Source organism: Parafrankia irregularis (assembly GCF_001536285.1).
Classification (GTDB): Bacteria; Actinomycetota; Actinomycetes; order Frankiales; family Frankiaceae; genus Parafrankia; species Parafrankia irregularis.
Map to the genome: position 1 here is coordinate 43,915 of NZ_FAOZ01000015.1, position 21,636 is coordinate 65,550.

Consider the following 21,636-nt stretch of genomic DNA (forward strand, 5'->3'; position numbering starts at 1 on the left):
TCTGTGATGCACTTGGTGTTGAAGGTGCGTAAGGCTTTCCACCTGCAACGAGAGGTGTCACCGTGACTGCTGTCACCGGTCAGCCGGCCTACCGGCAGGTTGCCGACGACCTTCGAAGCAAGATCCTCGGTGGCGTCCACCCCGTTGGACAGTCCCTGCCGTCGACCAAGCAGCTCATGGCCACCTACGGCGTGTCGAGCACCGTCGTGCGAGCAGCGATCGGGGAACTCCGGGCTGACGGAGTGGTCGCCGGACAGCCAGGCAAGGGCGTCTACGTCGTCAAGGAGCCATCGGCACCCGGCGCCGTCTCGGAATCCTCGGTGCGAACGCTCGAAAGCCTGGAACGCGCCGTTGAGGAGCTGCAGCAGCGGGTCTCACGCCTAGAGGCGGAGCGGGCCGCGAACGGCAAGGCGTCGACCGGTTGAATTCGGCGGATCGGAGCATGCAGTCAGACTGCTCGCCTGACACGTCCGGACATAGATGACACCGAGGACAGGGGACGACGGAACCGATGTCCATGGACACAGGGACATCCGGCATGGACACCAGGACATCCGGATCCGCAGCCGAGCGAACGCCCAACCTCGTACTGCAGGAGTTACGGAAGTCTCGGAAGTGGGGCCGCCCCCGTCTGGCGAAAGAGCTGCACCTGTACTGTCTCGGCCGTCAGTGGCCGTCGCCAGGGGAGGAGAATCTCAGGAAGCAGATATACCGCCTGGAAACCGGGCATGTACGATCACCCGATGAATTCTATTCTCGCCTGTATTGCCAGTTCTTCGAACGCACACCCCACGACCTTTTCGGAGAAACCAGGCAGACCTATGAGGGGTCTGGAGAACTCGGCATCACAAGCCATAAGTTCGTGCCGGTCTACATCGGTGAGGATGCGGCGACTGCACTCGCGGAAGGCATGGAGAGCGCGTCCGGCCAGTGGACCGAGTGTCACACCAAACCGTTGGAACTGCCAGACGGAACCTCCTGCACCAAATACGTCTGGCCTTTCGGTGTCGTCGTCTATCATCTGGCCGAAAGCTTGACGCCAGAATCAATTGCCGAGGTCGCCGTTTGGCGAAGCCTTTCGTATCCGGGGCACATCGATTGGGCAACGCGGCGCCTTGAGGAGCGCATCGGCGCCCAACTGGCCGTTGAGCCGTACGTCCTTAGTGCCTACTGGGTGCATGCCGTTCCGTGGGATGAGGCCAGGACTGACACCGCGCTTCGCCTGCTCTGCATTCCTCGCGCGCTCACCGAACGCGCAGAGTCCGACATTCCATCCCGCGCGCACGCGGAACTGGTCGAGCAGTCGCTGGTGCGAGAAGGGTTCGACCACCCGGAAATCACCGAGTTCGGCATGCGCGGTATCTCACTCGGCTTCGCCTCCTGGTCAGGGGTTGTCTACCACCCGACCGCGCCCACGCGCGCGCTCACCGAGCAGGAGCTGGTGTCGTGTGAACTCTCGGTGCAAGCCGCGTGGTCGTACTGCAACTACATCAGGTCGGAGGTCGAGCGAGGCAGCGACCCGCAGGTGTCGGAAAAATACGGATGGCGGTTCGTGCGGGGTCTTCGTTCTCGCCTCACAACCGAGCGGCCCCAGGAAACATCGCAACACAGGTCTATGAGGGAAGCGGTCATCGAAACCAGCGGCCTATCTCGCCATCTGGACCAAGCAGTTGAGACGCTGCGGGAAGTTCAAGGGGGACGGACATGAACCAGGCTTCACCGGTACTTGTTGTCATCGATGCCCAAAATGGGTTCCTCACCGAGCATTCTCGCCCGGTGGTCCCAACCATCGTTGATCTGGTGCAACGCTGGCAGGCCGCAGGCGGCGCAACCATCTTCACTCGATATCTGAACTTTCCGGGGAGCCAGTACGAGCGAATCATGGGGTGGACGAAACTTCAGGAATCGCCAGAGACAGACCTGGTTGACGAGCTATCGCCATACCACGAAAAGGCAACCGCCGTCGTCGACAAGACGATCTACACCCTGTTCAATGAGGCGGGGTCCGCTGTCGTGGCGGAGCACGAGTGGACCGACCTTTACATCTGCGGAATCGACACAAATAGCTGTGTCCTCAAAACGGCGGTTGATGCCTTCGAGCGTGACCTGACACCATGGATCGTGGTTGACGCATGCGCGAGCCACTCAGGGCCCGAAGCCCACGACGCCGGCCTGCTCGTCGCCCGGAAATTCATCGGTGAGAGTCAGCTGATCGCCTCTCAGGCCGTCCCCATCCACGCCTGAACGGGCCCACCGGTGTGGCAACTCTGTGGGACACGGGCAGGCCATCGGCAGGCCAGTGGACAGCCGGCAAGGTGGGGGCCACTCAGGGCTACTCGGGACCACTCAGCACCGAGCTGAGCGGCCTGATCCACCCCTTCGGTCAACCCGTCAGGGTCGTCCCTGGACGTCGTCTCGTCCGGTGGGTCGCTTCGATGATCCAGTAGGGCGCGCCCAGCGAGCAGCGCTCAAGCACACGTCCGGCACATTCACGGAACGGATCATTACGACTTGGCGTACCGGTCGAGATCGCTGCAGGTCAGGGGGCATGATCGGCGATGACGGCGGAAGACTTAGGATCTGCCGCCCTAGGGCGTGGGGGTTCAAGTCCCCCCTCCCGCACCCTGTGTGATGTCTCGGGACATCGGAGACAGCCGAACCCTCACCGCGGGGGTTCGGCTTCTGTGGTTTTGGGGGCGGGTCCGCGGGGGCGGCTGGTCGCTCTCGGTCAGCCGCACAGGCCTCCAGCAGAGGCCGGGACGCCGAGCGGCGTTCCCACGACCGCGCGTTGAAGGAAGATCCCATCCTCAGCGTGTCAGGAATGGCAATCTCGCACTGGCGTGTGGCACTCGCGGATCGTGTTCTCGACATGACGAAGCCCGGCCGCAGATGAGCGCGGCCGGGCTTCGGGAGTCGGTCAGGTGGGCCTGGGCGAGTGCGCCGCACTCATCCGGCCAGCGGGTGGTACGGCCGGACGGGTGCGAGGCCCGTCTCAGTTCACCGCGTACCCGCTGAGGCCGCCGCCAGCGATCGCATTGATGCCGCTCAGGACGGAGACCTGGACCGGGGTCGAGCGATTGGTGGTGGTGCCGTCGCCGAGTGCGCCGCCGGCGTTGGATCCCCAGGCCCGGACGGTGCCGTCACGGCGCAGCGCATACCCGGTGTAGGCGCCGGCCGCGATGGCGGCGACCCGGGTCAGGCCGGAGACCTGGACCGGGGTCGGGCTGTTCGTCGTGGTGCCGTCACCGAGCTGGCCTACGTAGTTGTATCCCCAGGCCCAGACGGTGCCGTCACTGCGCAGCGCGTACCCGCTGTTGCTGCCGGCCGCGATGGCGATGATCTGGGTCAGGCCGGCGACCGGCACCGGGGTCAGGCGGTCCGTCGTGGTGCCGTCACCAAGCGCGCCGAAGCTGTTGGAGCCCCAGGCCCAGACCGTGCCATCCTCGCGCAGCGCGTATCCCCGGTACACGCCGCCGGCGACGGCTTTCACCTGGGTCAGGTTGCTGACCTGCACCGGAGTCGGGCTATCGGTGGTGGTGCCGTCACCAAGCTGCCCGGCGTTGTTGAACCCCCAGGCCCAGGCGGTCCCATCGCTGCGCACCGCGTACCCGGTGTGCATACCGCCGGCGACGGCGATCACGTCGGTCAGGCCGGAGACCTGGACCGGGATCGAGCGGTTGACGGTGGTGCCGTCGCCGACGGAGCCGTCACTGTTCTCCCCCCAGGCCCAGGCGGTCCCGTCACTCTTCACCGCATACCCGTTGTGGGCGCCGGCCCCGACAGCGACGACGTCGACCAGGTCGTTGACCTGCACCGGGGTCAGGCGGTCGGTGGTGGTGCCGTCACCGAGCTCGTTGTGCGAGTTGTCACCCCAGGCCTGGACGGCACCCCAAGCCATCGCGTATCCGGTGCTCTCGCCAGCCGCGACGGCGGTGATTTCGTCTATGCCCAGGACCTGAACCGGTGTCAGGCGGCCCGTGGTGGTGCCGTCGCCGAGCTGGCCCTGGCCGTTCGCACCCCAGGCCAGTACCAGGCCGGGCCCGGCCGCTGTCGCGGCCGTGGGCTGGACGATCACCCCGACGACGGCCAGCACCGCCGAGCACAGTCCTGTTCGCCATTGTCGCTGAGACATGTCTGCTCCTTCTGCCTGAAGGAAGGGCCACATCCTTTGTGACCACTCTATGTAGCATGTCTAGTGCATAGAGCATTGCCTCAGCGCAGATATGTTGACTAAGCGCGCCCGTGTTGCGACATTACGTTGCCACTTGGGCGAGAAGGGACGACCAGAACCCGGGATACGGTCTCCGCCGCGAACGGTCGGGATGCGGCGTGATCACGGGAGCCCGGAGGCTCGTCCGGCCAGGTGCTGGGGTGGATGCTGGCGGAGCGGGCTGGTGGGGTGATGTGACGCGTAGGCGGCGGCACGCGAAAATCCCCGACAGGACTGCCCCGGTCCGGCCGTGCCCCTCATGACACGGCGGGAACCGGGGCGGTCTTCTGGCGGGGCCGCGGAGTGTCAGGCGGGCTCCACGATCATCCAGGCGATGGTCGACGCGTCGGACGAGGAAGCCGATGTGATCGTGAAGCTCGTTCCCGCTGTTCTCGCGGAGACGCCTATCGGCTGGGGCGTACCGACCCCGGACAGGTTCTGCGGCGTCAGGAAGATCCGGCTGTTCGCGGTGACAGCACTCGTGGAGACCGTGACCGAGCCGCTGGACAACGCGGCGGCACCGAGGCGCGCGTTGGTCCCTTCCTTGACCAGGAGCCCGTTTCCGGCATTACCTACGATCAGATCACCATCCGTCTGGAAGGTCACATTGGCGGCGAGGTTTCCGCTCCCGTCCCGCTGGAGCGTCACGTCCTCGGCCGCGCCGAAATCGATGCCGTCCTTGGCGGCCCCCAGGCGCAGACGTATGGTGTCATCCTGGCTTCGGATCCTTGTCGCGAATCCTATGATGTTCACGTAGGACCCGCCGCTGCCCGAGTCGATGGCCATCTCGCCACCGGCGCCGCCCGTACCGTTGTTGACCCACTGGTTCGAGCTGATGAACCCTTCCACCGTCGATTCAAGGCGCTCGAAGTACACTGCCTGCGACCCGGTCCCGAACAGGGAAAGACCGTCGTACAGACGCATTCCTCCCGCAGACACCACGCCGCCGGGCGCGGGTCGGCCGAGCGTGACCGTCACATTCGTCGCACTGGCCGTCGCGGCAGCCGACAGGGTGGCCTGAGTGGGGGACACGACAGCCGCGATCGTCGTGGCGGCCGGGATGCCGGTACCGCTGATGGAGATGCCCACGTCGTCGACCCGGAACCCCGCGCTTCCCGACGAGACGGTCGTCGAGGCGTTGGTCGTCGTGAAGTCGGCGAACACCCGACGGCGCCCCACAGAGAGTGCGGCAAGCGCGAGGAGCTCCTTTCTGAATTCAAATGGCGTCCCCCCCGTCGCGTCCATGTACGGCGCGTTCGTCGACTCGTCCAGGCCCAGCGAGTAGTAGCCGCCAACACCGTCGTCGCGGTCCACGATCACCGCATTGGTGTGGACGGTCGGATTGAACGCGTTACCCTGGGCATCGATCATCGCGCGCGTCGACACCCATCTGGTCCGCTGACTCATTGCCTGGTAGAACGTCCCCTGTTCACATCCCAGGCCACTCGCGTAGGTAATTAGGTTGGACACCTTGGTCAGCTGCGCCGAGTCGATGGATCCATGGTGGAACAGGACGACGATGCTGCGGTTCGCCACAGCCTCGTCGATGTAAGCCTTGATGTCCGACTCGGACGGAGCAAGGATGTCTATCCCCGGGACGTCGAACGGATCCGGCGCGTTTCGGCTGACGATGCCCCGGCTGCACCGGAAGTACTCGTGCCGACGGCTGACTATCTCCTTTACCCGATTGTTCGCCGACCCGCCCGGATAGGAGCCGGTCTTGACCGAGTAGCCGAATCTCGTTTGGATCTCGCCGATGGCGGCGCCAAGAAGAAGGTCGAGCGCCGCTGGACCATAGGTCGCGTAGTAGGCGGCAAGATCTTCGTGGTCCTTGCCATGCGTGGCGATCTCGTGGCCGGCGGCGACGATGGCTGCGACCTGAGACGTCGTGATGTAAGCGTCCCCGTACACAGGAGATGTCCCGGCCCTGTCCACCCAGTCGACCGACAGGAAGAATGTTCCCTTGATTCCGCTGGAGGCGAGCAGGGAGAAGTATCCTGCCTGGGTGTCGTAGCCATCGTCGCCAGCCCAGACCACGAATGGTCCAGGCGTGTCAGGCGTCAGGCTGACGGGAGCGACGTCGAACTGCATGTGATTCCCCCCAAAGATACGCGCCGTCCTATGCGCTTTTCGTGAACATGAACCGCACGTCGCCATCACCAATCGCGATGTCTCCCCGCCCTGATGCCCTTGGTTGACCTGGATGCCCTTGTGGTCGACAAGGGGAGAGTGGCCGGGCGGTGGCGCCGACACGACGGGGCGCGGGCGCGGTGGACGTCGCGGTAGCGGGTGTCCTGGTCCCCAGGCGGTGGCGAAGCCGAGGCCGGCGTCGAGCGGGAGTTCGGAGCGTCCGGCGACGCGGGATGTCGTACATGCGGGCGGTAGTCAGGTCGTGGACCGGGCCGGGCAGCCCTTCGGAACTCAAGATCATCTCGAGAGGTTCCCTGCGTCCGTGGACATGACGGGCGGGTCAGGGCGGGCCCGATGTTCTGACCGTGGGTGGGTGTACCCGGCACCGCACACATAATGGGGCTGTGTTTCCGCCCGTCGTCCTGGCTTTGGGACGGCGGGCCGTGGAGGCCACGGGACGATGACCTGGACAGCCAGCTCGGCAGGCCGGCCAGCGCTGGACCGTCGGGACGGCACGTCGGAGCAGCCGACGCGGTGGTCCGCGCCGGCCTCCAGCCGCGGGCGGACGCCGGTCCGTCCACTGCGGGTGTTCAGAGCGACAGGTGGGCGTTCATCGCGCGGGCCTGTTCGGCGAGTTCGGGCAGTTCCACGACGGTGATGCCGGCGGCGGTGAGCAGTTCGCAGCCCTGACAGTCGGCGACGAAGAGGCTGGGCTCACGCCAGGCGATGACGACCCGCGGGATTCCCGCCGCCAGGATGAGCTGGGTGCAGGTGCGGGGCCGGGACCTGCGCTGAGAGCAGGGTTCGAGGGTGCTGTAGATCGTCGCGGTGGCGAGCCGCGGGTCGTCAGGGGCGATCTTCGCGAGGGCGGATTCCTCGGCGTGCACCGCGTTGTCGACCTCGCGGGAGTAGCCGAAGGCGATCTCCTCGTTGTTCTCGTCGACGATGACGGCACCGACGGAGTAGGCGCCGGTGGCGGGTGGGCAGCGATGGGCCATTTCGATCGCCCGGGTCATCCACCGGTGGTCGTCGAGCTGCGGCATGGCGAGGCTCGTCCTTCCCCGCGGGGCCGGTGCCCGGCGGAACGCGCGTACCTGCGGGACAGTCTGCCATCCGGCGTCGCCCTCACGGCCGGCCCCCACCGCAGCAAATCCTCCATCCGAATTTTTCGATGGCTAGGTTCGATGTGTGCTGCTTCCTCTGCAGGGTGTCCGTGTCCTCGATCTGTCCCGGACGTTCCCCGGCGCGTGGTGCACACGGTTGCTCAGCGACCTCGGCGCCGAGGTGATCAGGGTTGAGGCGCCCGGAGTCGGCGACATGCTGCGCGGCCCGACCGGTTCCACATCGGCGCACGTGGGCCTCAACCGTGGCAAGCGGTCCGTCACGCTCGACACCCGCAGCGGTTCCGGGATCGAGGTGCTGCGCCGGCTGGTGGTCACCGCCGACGCCGTCGTCGACAGCGCCCCGCCAGCCGCCCGGGCCGCGGCCGGCTTCGGCTACCCGCAGGCGGCGGAGCTGAACCCCCGGCTGGTCTGGGTGGGCCTGTCCGCCTTCGGCCTCGACGGCCCGTACGCCGGCCGCGCCGGGCATGAGATCACTTTCCTCGGTCATTCCGGTGCCCTGACCGCGATCGCGGGGCAGCTCCCCTGGATGCCGCAGACACCCATCGCCGCGCCGCTGGCAGGCGCGGTCGCGTCGGCCGCCCTGTCCGCCGCCCTCGTCGCGGCGGCGCGCACCGGCAGCGGCAGTCTGTTCGACGTGTCGATCGACGATGTAGCGACGTGGTTGCTGGCTGCCACCCCGGGGCGCTTCTCGGGTATCGACTCCGACGCGGGCTGGGCGGCCGGCCGACGGCTGTACCGGTGTGCCGATGACCGGTGGGTGACGGTCGCCGCCGCCGAAGCACGGACATGGCACGCACTGTGCCGGGTGCTCGACGCCGACGATCTGGTCGATCGGCTGTGGGCTGACGAGGATGAGCAGGTGACGATGGCCGAACGCTTCGAGAAGGTGTTCGCCACCAGGCCCGCCGCGGACTGGGTCGCGGTGGGCTCCAAGGCGACGATCGGCCCGGTGAACGACGGCGTGCAACTGGTGGACGACCCGCACGTCTCGGCCCGCGGCACGCTCGTGGACATCGCGGGCACCTTGGTTCCGGCGGCACCGTTCCGGCTCGGCGCCGCCGGTGAACTGCAGCCAGCACCGCCGACCGGCCTGCCCACGCTGGGCGAGGACACCGACGATATCCTTCGCGCGGCCGGGGTCAGCGACGAGGAGCTAGCTCAGCTGCGGGCCACCGGAACCATCTGAGCCGGAAGCACCTGAGCCGAAAGCACCCGGCTCGTCGGCTTTCAGGGTTGGACGATCCATTCCGCCCCGCACTCGCAGGTCTGGATCCAGGTACGGCTGAGGCTGCCGGCCGGGCGGCAGGTGAGCGCCTCGGGCTGGTGGGTGCAGGGCACGGCACCGACCGAGGTGGTCGCGATGGGTGTGCTGCCAGACCTCGCGGCTGACCGACGCGCCGCGGACGGCCGCCGGCGAACACGGGCACCCACCCGATCAAGCAGAAGAGACTGAAAAATCATGACGTCACCTCCAACGTCGTACCGCCAAGAATAACCGCGGTCCTACAAGCTACGAGACTCGACAGTCGCCGGTGACGGCCGAGCTTTCCTCACAGTGGCAGCGCCCACCGACGCCGTGCCGCGACGGGACATGGTCTCGCCACCTTTCCCATACTGGCGATTTCACCTATTCCGGCACACGTCGAGCGAGTACACATCAGGTAACGGCTCTTCACGGCATCGGCAGCGCCCCACCCGACCGGCAGGGCGCTGCGCCGGTCGTCGCCTCAGCATGGATCGTCAGGCGTGGACACGCTCCGGGCCTGCCACGACACGCCTGGTGCTCGGCCCGCGGCACTCGGGCATGCCATTCACGGCTCGTGTCACTGCCCGCCGGATGGAGTGTGGCCGGATGGTGTGGTTGGCGGGATGGGCGGGGACGCCCGCGCGCGAGGCGTCCCAGGTGTTTCCATTGTGCCCGGGATTTTCCCCCGAAAACCGACTCAGTGCGAAAAGTTCGACCCTCATGCCACCAGAGCGCTGTCACCGACCCGATACCGGTATCCAGCACCGGCGTGCCGGCACTTTCAACGCCGTCCGGCTACCCGCCCTGGTTCGGTTTCAACCTGAACGTCAGTAACATCCCAATGTTTCCGTAGGATCACCAGCGGCACCGAAGTGGGCGGCCGTCACCGCCCATCAGGCTGTCGGGCGAAGCCGATACCGAGAGCCCCACCCATCCACGAAACGGAAACCCACACATGATCACCACGATGGGACGGCGTCCGCTCCCCGCCGTCAACGGCGGGATCTCCACGCCACCAGACCGATGACGGGTGGCGCCCTGAACCGCAGTGCCTCCTCCGGTGACGCCACGGCCAGCGGGACCCCGGTCGACGAAGCCCAGGTCAGCGAGACCCCGCAAGGTGGAGCCTCGCGGGAGGCCAGGACCGCCGGCGAGAGGGAATGGGCTCGGGTCCGGGGCGAGCTCAGGCGCCGGCGGTTCGAGCTCGCGCTGACGGCGGCCCAGGAGTACCCGGCGGCCTCGCGGGTGGCCGGGACGCCCTTGTTGGCTGCACCGCACTGGATCCCGCCTCGACCGCTGCACCTGGCCGACGTCGCGATCGACCTGGACCCCGGGACCACGGCGCCGACAGGATCTCGTCCTGGGCCGGTGACGGGCCGGGGGGCCAGTGGCGAGGGTGTCCGACCGCTGCGCGCCGACGGGCGACGGTACGAGGCCTACACCGCGGTGATGGCCGAGATCGACCGTCCCGCCGTGTTCGCGGATCTGCCCACCTACCGGCTGCGCGAGGCCGACCTGTCGTTACCGGGACGGCGTGGGCGGCTGGCCTTCGGCCTCGGTAGCTACTTCGACGCGATCGACGTAGGCGAGGCCTGCGCGCACGAGTTCGCCGCCCGGGAGCTGGGCGCCCGGCCCGATACCGGCGCGTCGCCCGCTGCGACCGCGGACGAGCTGCCGCTACGACGCGCGGTGGGCGAGCCGTGGGACCTTCTGCGCCGGCCGGCGAACCTGGCGATCAGCACACTCACGATCCGCCTCGACCGCTCCGCCGACCGCGCTCCCGGCAGCGTTACCAGTAGCACTGGTAGCACTGGTAGCACTGGTAGCACTGGTAGCACTGGTAGCACTGGTAGCACTGGTAGCACTGGTAGCACTGGTAGCAGCATCCTGCTGCACCGGCGGGATCCGGCGAAGGTCGGTCATGCCGGCGGGCTGCTGCAGGTCGTCCCGGCGGGGATCTTCCAGCCGTCTGGCCCGGCGGGCTGGAATGTGCGCAACGACTTCGATCTCTGGCGGTGCATCACTCGGGAGTATTCCGAGGAGCTGTTGGGCACCGCGGAGGAGTACGGCAGTGACCAGCACCCCATCGCCTACGATGCCTGGCCGTTCGCCGCCGAGCTGACGCGGGCGGCGCGAGCCGGCGACGTGCGCGTGTCGGTGCTGGGCCTGGGTGTCGATCCGTTGACCTTCGCCACCGATCTGCTGGTCGTCGCGGTGTTCGAGGCGCCGGTCTTCGACACGCTGTTCGCCGGGCTGGTCACGCTGAACTCCGAGGGCACCGTGCTCGCCGGCGTTCCGTTCACCGCGGCCGGTGTCGAGCGGCTGGTCGGGCAGGAGCGGGTACAGGCCGCGGGGGCGGCACTGATCGCGCTGGCCTGGCAGCACCGGGACGAACTGCTGGCCTGACCGCCGCGGATCGCCAGGGCCGCCGCCGATCCCGGACCTCTACGGCTTCGCGGGGCGGTCCTCGGCCCGGTGGGGGCCGCTCGACGACGAGCGGCCCGAGGCTGACGAGCGGCCCGAGGCCGCGGAGAAGCCGTCGGACGAGTCCGGCGGGATCGTGGCGGCGCTGTCGCGCTCCGCGGACGGATGGTCGCCGCCCCAGGAGAAACCAAAAGGCACCGCGGTGTGCTCGTCCTTCGCTCCAGCGCCGGATTCACGGTGACGCCGGTCCCGGGAGTCGGAGACGTTCCAGTCGTCGTCGGCGCCGTCCGCTGTGTCGCTGCCGGCGTAGTCCCAGCTCGACGACCACGCCTCCGACTGCCATTCGGTGGAGGAGGCCCACTCGCCGTCGGGGTCACGGCCACGGCCGGACCTGCCCCGGCCTGGCTGCTCCCACCCCGCACCGGTGGGGCGCAGCGAGGCGCAGGCGGACTCGATGACCTTCGGGACCACAAGCCAGGCAGAGATGTTGACCCCCAGGACGACGATGATGATCATTGCGACCAGCAACACCGATGCCGGCGACAGCGGCGCGGCATGTGCGATCAGTGCCCCGACCCCCGAAGCCGGAGCGTCGACCGCCACCGTGATGAACCGAGCCACGGTTGCCTTCCTACGCCTCAGACCGGCCTGCTGGGGTCGATCGACGCCAACCCGACAGTGCCGTAAGGGCGCAGCACCGCAGGTCAGCGGCAACACGGACCACCTCCGGCGGGCCCGCCGCCGCCATCCGAGCAGGACTGAGCACCACGGTCCGCAAACACGTGACCTCGACATATGGCGGGGGTTGCGGGCGCTTCGGACGATGCACGGGCGCATGATCAAGGATGCGACTGGGGTGTCACGGGTCGGGGACGGATTGGAACGACCCGGACACCTCAGTCGCGTCCTCAACCTACCTGGTCGATAGCTTTTAGTCACTGATCGACTACAGGTAGTTCTAGCGTACACCCAGTTTGCTCACCCTGTCCCCCTATGAAGTAACGAGACGGACACATGCGGCAGTACCCACCAATGCCCCCGGGAAAGGGTGCTGCGCAGGGAGAGAGATCCATCACTGGAGCGAGGCGGCCGGCGGCCCACTCCCCCTTGCGGGCCGAGTCAGGCCGCCACCCTCCATGGCGCCGCCCTGACCCGACACGGCACGAGCTGGACGGGTTCGTCGCTGACGGGAATGCGCACCCCGCCCCGCAACGCGGAGCATGTCCATGACGCACGGACTGTCCGGGATCGGACACCGCCCCCGTGACGACAGCCACAGGGTGGCTGACAGGTTTCCGGCTTAGTCTCATCGCTCATGAGTGGCGCGCCCATCGGAGTGTTCGACAGCGGAGTCGGTGGTCGCACCGTTGCGCCCGCGATCGGGGCGCAACTCCCAGCGCGGCCCCTGCTCCACCTCGGCGAAACCGTAAGCGCGCCGTACGGCCCGCGACCCGGCGCCGAGGTCCGCCCACCTGCACCGGCGGTGCTGGGCCAGCCTGTCGCCGCGAGCGTGAAGCTTCTCGTCATCGCAGGCAACTCCGCGGGCGCGGCATGCCTGCGCGATGCCCGGGAACGTTATGACGTACCGGTCGTCGAGGTCATTGTGCCCACGACCTGCCGTGCCGTAGCAGCAACACGGAGTGGTCGGGTGGGAGTCGTCGGAACGGTCGCCACCAACACCAGTCGGGCCTATGAGGACGCTTTTTCCGCGGCCTCCGGGACGGAACTGGTAAGTGTGGCGTGCCCGGCTTTCGGCGCCTTCGTCGTGGAGGGCATCACGTCCGGGCGAGAGCTGCTGGGACTGACCGAGGCGTATCGCGCGCCGCTGCAGGAAGCCGATGTGGACACAGTGATTCTTGGTTGCACCCACTATCCACTGCTGACCGGTGTGATCGGGCTTGTTCCGGGAGAGGGGGTCACACTCGTGCGCAGTGCGCAGGAGACGGCAGAGGCCACTGACCGGGCACTGGCCCGCCGGGTACCACCCCGCGACGGCCGCTTCCGCGATCCCGATCTACCACCACCGGCCCATCGGCTCCCGGCTCCCGGCGCCCCGGCCGCGTCCCGGACCCGTCGGCTTCGCCAGACCCGGCCGATCCGCCAGACCCAGCCGATCCGCCAGAACCGCCGGACCCGCTCGATCCGCCAGACCTGTCAGGTCCGCCAGGTGGTCGCCCGATGAAGCTCACGATCCTCGGCTGTTCGGGCACCTACCCGGGGCCCGCCTCCGCCTGTTCGTCCTACCTGATCGAGCAGGACGGCTTCCGCCTCGTTCTGGACGCCGGCAACGGCTCCGTCGGCGAGCTGCAGAACCACTGCGACATCCGCGACGTCGACGCCGTCCTGCTGAGCCATCTGCACGGGGACCACTGCCTGGACCTGGTCGCCACCTCCTACGCGCGGCGCTACCACCCCGAGGGGATGCCGCCCAAGCTCCCGGTCTACGGGCCGATCAACACCCAGGAGCGCCTGTGCGGGGCGTTCGAGCGCTGGCCGGACGACTCCCTCGCCGACATCTACGACTTCCGCACGATCGGGCCCGGCCGCCTGCACATCGGGCCCTTCGGGATCGACCTGGCCCGGGTCGCGCATCCCATCGAGGCCTACGGCGTGCGGATCAACGCCGGCGGTAGGACCCTGACCTACTCCGGTGACACCGGTGCGTGCGACCGGCTCGTGCGGCTGGCCCAGGGCAGCGATCTGTTCCTGTGCGAGGCGTCCTTCCTCGACGGCGAGGACAACCCGCCGGATCTGCACCTGACCGGCAAGGACGCCGGCGTGCACGCGACCAGGGCCGACGTCGGCCGGCTCGTGCTGACGCACCTGGTGCCCTGGGGAAACGTGGAACGCACCCATGGCGAGGCCCGGGACGCGTTCGACGGGGACCTGAGCCTGGCCAGCACCGGGGCGGTCTACGAGCTCTGAGCAGCGCCTCGCAGGCCCGGTCACGCACGCGGATAGGGTCTCCTCCCGTGATCCGAGTCGATGGCAGGAAGACCGACCAGCTCCGCGACATCACGATCGTGCGGGGCTGGCAGGAGCACGCGGAGGGATCGGCGCTGATCTCCGCTGGGCTCACCAGGGTGCTGTGCGCCGCATCCGTCACCGAGGGCGTCCCACGATGGCGCAAGGGCAGCGGCCTCGGCTGGGTGACCGCCGAGTACTCGATGCTGCCCCGGGCGACCCACACCCGAAACGACCGGGAGTCGGTGCGGGGGCGGATCGGCGGGCGCACCCATGAGATCTCCCGGCTGATCGGGCGCAGCCTGCGCGCGGCGATCGACCTGAAGGCGCTCGGCGAGAACACCATCGCCATCGACTGCGACGTCCTGCTCGCGGACGGCGGCACCCGCACAGCGGCGATCACCGGCGCGTACGTGGCACTCGCGGACGCCTGCCGGTGGCTCGGACGTCCGTCCGCGATCGTCACCAGCGTCTGCGCGGTCAGTGTCGGCATCGTCAAGGGCGTTCCGATGCTCGACCTCGCCTACGCCGAGGACTCCACGGCGGACACGGACATGAACGTCGTCTGCACCGGCGCCGGCGGCTTCGTCGAGGTCCAGGGCACCGCCGAGGGCACCCCGTTCGACCGGGCCGCCCTGGACGAGCTGCTGGACCTCGCGACCGCGGGCTGCACCCGGCTCACCGAGATCCAGAACGTGGCTCTGGCCCAGCCGGCCCCCGCCGGCCCGCCACGCCCGGAACGCGCCCTCCCCGGGGCGAAGTCGGCTGGCTCGCGGTGACCGCCACCGGCGCGGGCCCGTGGCGGGTCGTCCTGGCCAGCCGGAATGACGGGAAGCTTCGCGAGCTTGACCGGATCCTCACCGGCACGGGCCTGGCGATCGAGGTGGTGGCGCTGCCACCCGGCCCCGAGGTGGCGGAGACCGGTTCGACGTTCGCCGAGAACGCGCTGATCAAGGCACGGGACGCGGTCGCCACCACCGGACTCGCCGCGATCGCGGACGACTCGGGGCTCGCCGTGGACGAGCTCGCCGGGATGCCCGGGGTGCGCTCGGCCCGCTGGGCCGGTGTCCGCGCCGGAACCCGCGCGGACCGGGACGCCGCGAACAACGCGCTCCTGCTGGCGCAGCTCGACGATGTGGAGGCCGAGCGCCGCGGGGCGGCCTTCGTGTGCGCCGCCGCGCTGGTCACCCCCGACGGCGCCGAGCACGTCGTCCACGGCTCGCTACGCGGTCGGCTGCTGACCGCCGGACGCGGCGAGGGCGGTTTCGGCTACGACCCGCTGTTCGTCGCCGATGGCGAGACCAGGACGAACGCCGAGCTCACCGCGGACGAGAAGGACCTGATCAGCCATCGGGGCAAGGCGCTGCGCGAGCTGGCGACCGTCATCGCCGACCAGCTGGGCGGCCGACGACCGGCCTGAGGTCAGGCCGGTCGTGCCAACACCGACCGGCCTGACCCGGACGGACGGGAAGCGACCGGGAACCAGGGCGCGGGCTGGGCCCGAGGTCAGGCCCGGAGCTGTTCGGGCCTGGAGACCCGGAGCTGCTCGGGCCCGGACAGCTGTTCGGGCCCGGAGAGCTGTTCAGGCCCAGAGCTGGCCCTCCAGCGCGGCCTCCGCCTCGGCGAGGGTGCCCGCGTAGGCACCCGTCGACAGGTACTTCCACCCGCCGTCGCAGACGATGAACGCGATGTCCGCCCGCCGCCCCTCACGAACCGCCCGCTCGGCCTGCCCCAGGGCGGCGTGCAGGATCGCACCGGTCGAGATGCCCGCGAAGATGCCCTCCTGCTGCACCAGCTCCCTGGTGCGGCGCAGGGCGTCGCGCGGGCCGACCGAGTAGCGGGAGGTCAGCACGGACGCGTCGTAGAGCTCGGGGACGAACCCCTCGTCGATGTTGCGCAGGCCGTAGACCAGCTCGCCGTACCGCGGCTCGGCGGCCACGATCGAGATGTCGGGGACGTTCTCCCGCAGGTACCGACCGGTTCCCATCAGCGTGCCGGTGGTTCCGAGCCCGGCGACGAAGTGGGTGATGTTCGGCAGATCCGCCAGGATCTCCGGACCGGTCGTCTCGTAGTGAGCCTGCGCGTTCGCCGGATTGCCGTACTGGTAGAGCATGACCCAGTCCGGGTTCTCCGCGGCGAGGCGCTTCGCCACCGCCACCGCCTCGTTCGAGCCGCCGGCGGCCGGCGAGTAGACGATCTCGGCGCCCCACATCTGGAGCAGCTGGCGGCGCTCCACGGAGGTGTTCTCCGGCATCACGCAGATCAGCCGGTACCCCTTCTGGCTGCACACCATCGCCAGTGAGATACCGGTGTTCCCGGACGTCGGCTCCAGGATCGTCGCGCCCGGGGAGAGCAGGCCGCGCTTCTCCCCGTCCGCGACCATCCACAGGGCCGCTCTGTCCTTGATCGATCCGGTGGGGTTGTCCTGCTCCAGCTTCGCCCAGAGTCGGACCTCGGCGGAGGGTGACAACCGCGGAAGGCCGACCAGGGGGGTGCGGCCGACCGAGTCCACCAGGGATTCGTAACGCATGAGTGGGGACCTGCCCGCCCTGATCAGAGAAGCCGCATGCCCACGGCGGTGCCGGTGGAGCCACAGACCACGACGGAGGCACCGGCGGCACCAGCGGTGGCGGAGCCACCGGCCACGGCGGGGAGGATGGTCACATTGTCGCCGTCGCTGATCTTGGCGTCGAGGCTGCCGAGGAAGCGGACGTCCTCGTCGTTGACGTAGATGTTCACGAAGCGGTGCAGCTGGGCCTCGCCATCACCCTCGCCCTCGCTGGCGATCAGCCGGCCGCGCAGGCCCGGGTGGCGGGACTCGAGATCCAGGAAGAGCGCCGCGAGCGTGTCGCCCGTGCCCTCGACCAGCTTGGCGCCTCCTGTGTAGTTGCGCAGGATCGTCGGCACACGGACCTGGACTGCCATGGTGCTCCTTCCTCGGTTACCGCTGGCGGATCCGCCGCGCGGCGAGCCGCCCACCGTGGGCGGCGTGACACGTCTGCTGCCCGCTTCCGGACAGCTGCTTGCGGACACGTCGGAATCCGACTCGGCCGGGTGCCCATGCTCGCAGGCCCCCGGACCGGATGCCCGAGCCGTCGCGTCCTCTGGGAGAACGTCACAGCGGGGTCAGAGGATTTCCACCTGCTCCTCAGTGACTTCGCCGTCCACGATCCGGAAGGATCGGAACTCGGCCGTCTCCGGATCCCGCGTCGACGCCAGCACGTAGTGCGCATCCGGGATGCTCGCCTGTGAGATGTCCGTCCGCGACGGGTAGGCCTCGGTGGCGGTGTGCGAGTGGTAGATCACCACGGGTTCCTCGTCGCGATCGTCCATCTCCCGGAAGACCCGGAGCTTCTCCGCGTCGTCGAAACGGTAGTAGGTGGGCGAACGCTCGGCGTTGAGCATCGGGACGAACCGCTCCGGCCGGTCCGAGCCGATGGGACCGGCGATGAGCCCGCACGCCTCGTCTGGATGGTCACGGCGGGCATGGGCGACGATCGCCTCGTAGTGGGTTCGGTCGATGCGCAGCACGCGACAACCGTACGACGCGGATGGGCCGGATCGGGCGTCCATGCGAACACACACCTGACCTCAGCCCGCCTGCAGCAGGTGGCGCCGCGTGAGCTGCGCCCCACTTCCGGTCCGGTCGCCGCACCAGCGCAGGCCGGAACAGGGGCGGCGCCGGGCCGGAGACAGAGCCGGAGACAGAGCCGGAGCAAGATCAGAGCAAGGTCGGGAACAGGATCAGAGCAGGGTCCGCGTCAGCTCGTCGAGCAGCTCGGTCAGGAAGCTGTAGACGGCGGCCATCGGTAGCCGCGGATCGTCCGGGCTGAGCCGGTCGAGCTCCTCGGTCGACTCGTCGTCGGTGAGCCCGAGCCGGGTGCCGAGCACCAGCCGCAGGTCGTTGAGCACCGTCAGCCAGTCCTGGGCGGCGGCCTCGTCGAGCAGCAGGACGTCACCGGGGGCCGGCACCGCGGCCAGCACCCGGGCGGCGGCGTCGCGTTTGTGAGCCAGCGCCTCGTCCGTCCGGCGGCGGCGGAAGTCGCCGGAGGCCATCGGGTCGTCCGGGTAGGGGTCGGGCAGCAGCCGCGCCACCGCCGGGTCCTCCGGCGGCGGGGGCGCGGTGTCACGCAGGCCGACCAGCGCCTCCAGCGGATCGTCGACCGGCGGCGGCTGCAGCAGCCCGTCGACCTGCTCCAGCAGCTCGGTGAGCAGCGTCGACTCGAGCCGGGGAAGCCGCAGCTCGATCCCGGCACTCGTCCGCCGGAAACCGTTCACACGCATCCACCCCTGGGTCGTCGCTCGGATGGCCGCCAGCCGGGGAACGCGGTCACCCACGGGCCTGGCCGACGGCACCGGCCGCCGCCAGCCTACGGCCCACAGCCACCGGGCTGTCACACCGACGGCACCGGCCACACCCACCGCGCCGACCGCCACCCGGACCGCACCCGCCGCCCAGGCCGGTACCGCGAACCCACGTGACGGCAGCCCCGTAGCCACGCTCAGTCCTGCGCGATGGTGGCCCACAGGCCGTAGGTGTGCAGCCGCTCGGCGGCCGCCTCCATCTCCTCGCGGGTACCGGACGTGACCGTTGCCCGGCCCTTGTGATGGACGTCCAGCATGAGCTTCGTCGCCTTCCGCTCGCTGTAGCCGAAAAGCTTGCGGAAGACGTACGTCACGTACGACATGAGGTTGATCGGATCGTTCCAGACGATGGTGACCCAAAGACGTTCGTCCTCGGGGAGGTCCTCAACGTCCTCGACTTCGACCGGCGACACGGCGGTGACGGACACGAGGTCTATTGTTACCCCTCCCGCCCGCGGGCTCACGACCGCACGCGCACTGCCGCGCCTTCTCGTCCCGCGCACCCGAAGAACTACAAACAGTACGGAACATCGCCCGGCCGCCCGGTTCGGACGCCAGAACCGGGCGGCACGGCGGTCAGAGCGGGCGGAACGGCGGTCAGACCGAGCGGCGCAGCAGTGGTGGGTGCAGGGCCGTCGCCGAACCGAGCCGGTACAGCTCGGCCGGGCGTCCGCCGCCCCGCGGGGAGGACCGTTGCCCGACCGCCACGACGAAGCCCGGGGTGGAGAGCACCTTGCGCCGGAAGTTGGGTGGATCGAGCACTACGCCCCAGGCGGCCTCGTACACCCGGCGCAGGTCGGCCAGGGTGAACGGCTCCTCGCAGAACGCCGCCGCCAGCGGCGTGTACTCCAGCTTCCCGCGGGCCCGTTCCACCCCGTCCGCCACGATCTGCGGATGGTCGAAGGCCAGGGTCGGCCCGTCCGCGGAGCCGAGGTCCTCGACCGGCCACCACCGGGCGTGCTGCCCGTCCCGCCCGGTGGTGGGCTGAGGGAGGTTCGGCAGCAGCGCGAGGTAGGCCACGCTGACCACCCTGGTGCGCGGGTCCCGATGGGGGCAGCCGTAGGTGCGCAGCTGTTCGAGGTGGCCGGTGGTCGTCACCCCGGTCTCCTCGGCGAGCTGGCGCCGCGCCGAGGAGTCGAGATCCTCGTCGGCCGCCACGAACCCGCCCGGCAGCGCCCAGGATCCGCAGAAGGGCTCGGTGGCCCGCTGGCTGACGAGGACGCACAGCCGCCCCGACCGCAGGGTCAGCAGCACGACGTCGACGCTCACGGCGACAGCCGGAATCGCGGCGGCAGCCGGAATCGCGGCGTTCGACGGCGGGTTTGTGGCCACCGGGCAAGTCTGGCCGCAGCGGTGGCGTGCCACCCCGGCGGCCCTCCGGCCGCGTCCTGGGCCCAGGCTGCCAACGCGACTGGCTTTGCTACCGGGCAAGATCCGAGGATCATGGTCGCCGCAACGACCAAAATCCTCGGATCTTCGAGCCGCGGCTTCGAGCTGCCACCGCAGCTGGCGTTGCTGCCACGCAAGATCTGAGGCTCATGGTTGCGAGAGCGACCAGAATCCTCAGCGCTTGCTGCCCGTGAGGTACGAAGATCCTCGACTCTTGCTGTCCGTCAGGAAACGGGTCGGGTTCCATCGCCCGCGACGACAACCGGCAGGCATGGCTGCCCGTAGCGGACATCCCGGGCCGCGGCCGGCAGTGACGCCAGCGCCGCCCGGTGATGGTCCCGGGCGCGGGTGACACCGGCCGCGCCGACCAGGGTCTCGGCCACCACCGCGCCGGCCCGCATCAGCGGCACGAGCAGCGGCCGGTCCGCGGGGGCTGCTCGTGCCGCGGGATCGGCGGCATCCGCGGGATCGGCGGCATTCGCGGGAGCCGCGGGAGCCGCGCCGCGGGCCCGGGCCGCTCCCGGCCACTCGCCGCCCGGGATGATGACGTCGGCGACCGCCGATCCGTCCGGGCCGAAACGGCGCACGATCTCCTTGCGCCCACCGCGGGTGCCTTTGCCGATCGAGGTCTTGGCCACCGGGCGGCCATCGGCCTCGACCAGCTTGTAGACGAAGCCGGCGGTGGGCGCGCCCGAGCCGGTCACCAGGCTGGTGCCCACCCCGTAGCTGTCGACCGGCGCCGCGGCGAGGCGGGCGATCGCGTGCTCGTCCAGATCGCCGGTGACGACGATGCGGGTCGTTACCGCACCGAGCGCGTCGAGCTGGGCCCGGGCGGCGCGGGCGCCGGCGGCCAGGTCACCGCTGTCGATCCGGATCGCGCCGAGGCCGGTGCCCGCGGCCGCCACCGCGTTCGCGATGCCGGTGGTGATGTCGTAGGTGTCCACCAGCAGCGTGGTGCCGGCGCCGAGCGCGGCCACCTGGGCGGCGAAGGCGGCCGTCTCGTCGTCGTGGACGAGGGTGAAGGCATGTGCGCTGGTCCCGGCGCTGGGCACGCCGTAGCCGCGCGCCGCCTCCAGGTTGGACGTCCCGGCGAACCCGACGATGTAGGCCGCGCGGGCCGCTGCCACCGCGGCCTGCTCGTGGGTGCGCCGGCCACCCATCTCCAGGCAGGGCCGGTCTCCCGCGGCGGCGACCATGCGGGCACCGGCCGCCGCGACGGCACTGTCGTGGTTGAGCACGGACAGCACGAGCGTCTCCAGCAGAACGCACTCGGCGAACGTGCCCTCCACCACCAGGACAGGGGTTCCCGGCAGGAAGGGCTCCCCCTCCGCGAATCCGTGGATGTCGCCGCCGAACCGGTAGCCGGCCAGCCAGTCGACGGTCCGGTCGTCGACGACGCCGGTGGACCGCAGGTGCTCTGTCTCCCGCGGACCGAACCGGAACTGTTCGATGGCGGCGAGCAGGCGGCCCGTCCCGGCGAGGACGCCGAAGCGGCGGCCGGCCGGCAGGGAGCGGGTGAAGACCTCGAAGACCGCCCGGCGGCCGGCCATGCCCGAGCGCAGGGCCGCCTGCAGCATGGTCAGCTCGTAGTGGTCGGTCAGCAACGCCGTGGACGTCGGAACCGCAGACGTCGGGACCGCGGGCGTCGGAACCGCAGACGTCGGGACCGCGGACGCCGGGCCTGTCGGCGCCGGGACGGTGGACTGCGGAGCCGAGGACGTCAGGGCCGTGGGGGTTGGGACCGTGGACATCCGGACCAGGGTAGGGACGAGAGCCGCCTGGCG

20 protein-coding genes are annotated in these 21,636 nt (G+C 69.4%); 9 read left to right on the forward strand and 11 right to left on the reverse strand.

All coding sequences use genetic code 11. From position 1 onward, the window contains the following. The first annotated feature begins 62 nt into the window (after window positions 1-62). The 3 genes from AWX74_RS21710 (at window position 63) to AWX74_RS21720 (ending at window position 2,244) form a co-directional block, all read left to right on the forward strand. The gene (locus AWX74_RS21710; RefSeq protein WP_091279993.1) at window positions 63-425 is read left to right on the forward strand and encodes a winged helix-turn-helix domain-containing protein; all 363 of its coding nucleotides are present in this window, start codon (window positions 63-65) and stop codon (window positions 423-425) included. A gap of 113 nt (window positions 426-538) precedes the next feature. Next, window positions 539-1,708 (forward strand): hypothetical protein, encoded by a 1,170-nt coding sequence (locus AWX74_RS21715; RefSeq protein WP_226931021.1) that lies wholly within the window; start codon window positions 539-541, stop codon window positions 1,706-1,708. Continuing rightward, entirely contained in the window at window positions 1,705-2,244 is a 540-nt protein-coding gene (locus tag AWX74_RS21720; RefSeq protein WP_091279997.1) for a cysteine hydrolase family protein, read from the forward strand. The genes AWX74_RS21715 and AWX74_RS21720 overlap by 4 nt, the downstream gene beginning before the upstream one ends. A gap of 748 nt (window positions 2,245-2,992) precedes the next feature. On the opposite strand, the gene AWX74_RS21725 is transcribed toward AWX74_RS21720, so the two are convergent. The 3 genes from AWX74_RS21725 to AWX74_RS21735 form a co-directional block, all read right to left on the reverse strand. After that, entirely contained in the window at window positions 2,993-4,132 is a 1,140-nt protein-coding gene (locus tag AWX74_RS21725) for an RCC1 domain-containing protein (protein WP_165615722.1), read from the reverse strand. Between the two features lie 384 nt (window positions 4,133-4,516). Next, a complete protein-coding gene (locus tag AWX74_RS21730) occupies window positions 4,517-6,301 on the reverse strand; it encodes a polysaccharide deacetylase family protein (protein ID WP_091280000.1) in 1,785 nt (594 codons plus the stop codon). A 629-nt stretch (window positions 6,302-6,930) separates the two neighbouring features. After that, complete coding sequence (locus AWX74_RS21735) at window positions 6,931-7,383, reverse strand: deaminase (RefSeq protein ID WP_091280280.1); 453 nt, start codon at window positions 7,381-7,383, stop codon at window positions 6,931-6,933. 145 nt (window positions 7,384-7,528) lie between these two features. Between AWX74_RS21735 and AWX74_RS21740 the strand changes: the two genes are divergently transcribed. Further along, the gene (locus AWX74_RS21740) at window positions 7,529-8,650 is read left to right on the forward strand and encodes a CaiB/BaiF CoA transferase family protein (RefSeq protein ID WP_091280005.1); all 1,122 of its coding nucleotides are present in this window, start codon (window positions 7,529-7,531) and stop codon (window positions 8,648-8,650) included. A 1,083-nt stretch (window positions 8,651-9,733) separates the two neighbouring features. Further along, the gene (locus tag AWX74_RS21745) at window positions 9,734-11,116 is read left to right on the forward strand and encodes a transcriptional regulator (protein WP_091280007.1); all 1,383 of its coding nucleotides are present in this window, start codon (window positions 9,734-9,736) and stop codon (window positions 11,114-11,116) included. Window positions 11,117-11,155: 39 nt separating this feature from the next. Here the strand turns inward: AWX74_RS21745 and AWX74_RS40815 are convergent, their stop codons facing one another. After that, a complete protein-coding gene (locus AWX74_RS40815; RefSeq protein ID WP_193209738.1) occupies window positions 11,156-11,755 on the reverse strand; it encodes a hypothetical protein in 600 nt (199 codons plus the stop codon). A gap of 694 nt (window positions 11,756-12,449) precedes the next feature. Here AWX74_RS40815 and AWX74_RS21755 point away from each other — a divergent pair. Genes AWX74_RS21755 through rdgB form a run of 4 tightly spaced genes read left to right on the forward strand, consistent with a single transcriptional unit; the run spans window position 12,450 to window position 15,518 of the window. Further along, the gene (locus tag AWX74_RS21755; protein ID WP_091280010.1) at window positions 12,450-13,316 is read left to right on the forward strand and encodes an aspartate/glutamate racemase family protein; all 867 of its coding nucleotides are present in this window, start codon (window positions 12,450-12,452) and stop codon (window positions 13,314-13,316) included. Next, a complete protein-coding gene (locus tag AWX74_RS21760) occupies window positions 13,313-14,059 on the forward strand; it encodes an MBL fold metallo-hydrolase (protein ID WP_091280013.1) in 747 nt (248 codons plus the stop codon). Before AWX74_RS21755 ends, AWX74_RS21760 begins: the two co-directional genes overlap by 4 nt. A 47-nt stretch (window positions 14,060-14,106) precedes the next feature. Further along, window positions 14,107-14,877 (forward strand): ribonuclease PH, encoded by a 771-nt coding sequence (gene rph, locus AWX74_RS21765; protein WP_091280016.1) that lies wholly within the window; start codon window positions 14,107-14,109, stop codon window positions 14,875-14,877. Then, window positions 14,874-15,518 (forward strand): RdgB/HAM1 family non-canonical purine NTP pyrophosphatase, encoded by a 645-nt coding sequence (rdgB, locus tag AWX74_RS21770; RefSeq protein ID WP_091280018.1) that lies wholly within the window; start codon window positions 14,874-14,876, stop codon window positions 15,516-15,518. The genes rph and rdgB overlap by 4 nt, the downstream gene beginning before the upstream one ends. A 162-nt stretch (window positions 15,519-15,680) precedes the next feature. Here rdgB and AWX74_RS21775 read toward each other — a convergent pair whose 3' ends face one another. The 7 genes from AWX74_RS21775 to AWX74_RS21805 form a co-directional block, all read right to left on the reverse strand. Beyond that, window positions 15,681-16,628 (reverse strand): PLP-dependent cysteine synthase family protein, encoded by a 948-nt coding sequence (locus AWX74_RS21775; RefSeq protein ID WP_091280022.1) that lies wholly within the window; start codon window positions 16,626-16,628, stop codon window positions 15,681-15,683. Between the two features lie 23 nt (window positions 16,629-16,651). Continuing rightward, entirely contained in the window at window positions 16,652-17,023 is a 372-nt protein-coding gene (locus AWX74_RS21780) for a MoaD/ThiS family protein (RefSeq protein WP_091280027.1), read from the reverse strand. Between the two features lie 201 nt (window positions 17,024-17,224). After that, entirely contained in the window at window positions 17,225-17,629 is a 405-nt protein-coding gene (locus tag AWX74_RS21785; protein WP_311983919.1) for a M67 family metallopeptidase, read from the reverse strand. Window positions 17,630-17,842: 213 nt separating this feature from the next. Further along, window positions 17,843-18,382 (reverse strand): DUF2017 domain-containing protein, encoded by a 540-nt coding sequence (locus AWX74_RS21790; RefSeq protein ID WP_035953419.1) that lies wholly within the window; start codon window positions 18,380-18,382, stop codon window positions 17,843-17,845. A gap of 218 nt (window positions 18,383-18,600) precedes the next feature. After that, window positions 18,601-18,891: an ATP-dependent Clp protease adapter ClpS gene (clpS, locus tag AWX74_RS21795; protein ID WP_054564567.1), complete on the reverse strand. Its 291-nt coding sequence runs from the start codon at window positions 18,889-18,891 to the stop codon at window positions 18,601-18,603. Between the two features lie 169 nt (window positions 18,892-19,060). Then, window positions 19,061-19,795 carry an NUDIX hydrolase gene (locus AWX74_RS21800; RefSeq protein WP_054564568.1) on the reverse strand — a complete coding sequence of 245 codons (735 nt, stop codon included), beginning with the start codon at window positions 19,793-19,795 and terminating at the stop codon, window positions 19,061-19,063. Between the two features lie 281 nt (window positions 19,796-20,076). Continuing rightward, the gene (locus AWX74_RS21805) at window positions 20,077-21,603 is read right to left on the reverse strand and encodes a nicotinate phosphoribosyltransferase (RefSeq protein WP_226931023.1); all 1,527 of its coding nucleotides are present in this window, start codon (window positions 21,601-21,603) and stop codon (window positions 20,077-20,079) included. Between the last annotated feature and the right edge of the window lie 33 nt (window positions 21,604-21,636).

Excerpts from the sequence above, each read along its gene's own strand:
- AWX74_RS21760 (WP_091280013.1), top strand. The coding sequence starts at position 13,313 with ATGAAGCTCACGATCCTCGGCTGTTCGGGCACCTACCCGGGGCCCGCC.
- AWX74_RS21780 (WP_091280027.1), bottom strand. The coding sequence starts at position 17,023 with ATGGCAGTCCAGGTCCGTGTGCCGACGATCCTGCGCAACTACACAGGA.
- AWX74_RS21775 (WP_091280022.1), bottom strand. The coding sequence starts at position 16,628 with ATGCGTTACGAATCCCTGGTGGACTCGGTCGGCCGCACCCCCCTGGTC.
- AWX74_RS21790 (WP_035953419.1), bottom strand. The coding sequence starts at position 18,382 with ATGCGTGTGAACGGTTTCCGGCGGACGAGTGCCGGGATCGAGCTGCGG.
- AWX74_RS21715 (WP_226931021.1), top strand. The coding sequence starts at position 539 with ATGGACACCAGGACATCCGGATCCGCAGCCGAGCGAACGCCCAACCTC.
- AWX74_RS21725 (WP_165615722.1), bottom strand. The coding sequence starts at position 4,132 with ATGTCTCAGCGACAATGGCGAACAGGACTGTGCTCGGCGGTGCTGGCC.
- AWX74_RS21720 (WP_091279997.1), top strand. The coding sequence starts at position 1,705 with ATGAACCAGGCTTCACCGGTACTTGTTGTCATCGATGCCCAAAATGGG.
- AWX74_RS21805 (WP_226931023.1), bottom strand. The coding sequence starts at position 21,603 with ATGTCCACGGTCCCAACCCCCACGGCCCTGACGTCCTCGGCTCCGCAG.
- AWX74_RS21755 (WP_091280010.1), top strand. The coding sequence starts at position 12,450 with ATGAGTGGCGCGCCCATCGGAGTGTTCGACAGCGGAGTCGGTGGTCGC.
- AWX74_RS21735 (WP_091280280.1), bottom strand. The coding sequence starts at position 7,383 with ATGCCGCAGCTCGACGACCACCGGTGGATGACCCGGGCGATCGAAATG.
- AWX74_RS21745 (WP_091280007.1), top strand. The coding sequence starts at position 9,734 with ATGACGGGTGGCGCCCTGAACCGCAGTGCCTCCTCCGGTGACGCCACG.
- AWX74_RS21730 (WP_091280000.1), bottom strand. The coding sequence starts at position 6,301 with ATGCAGTTCGACGTCGCTCCCGTCAGCCTGACGCCTGACACGCCTGGA.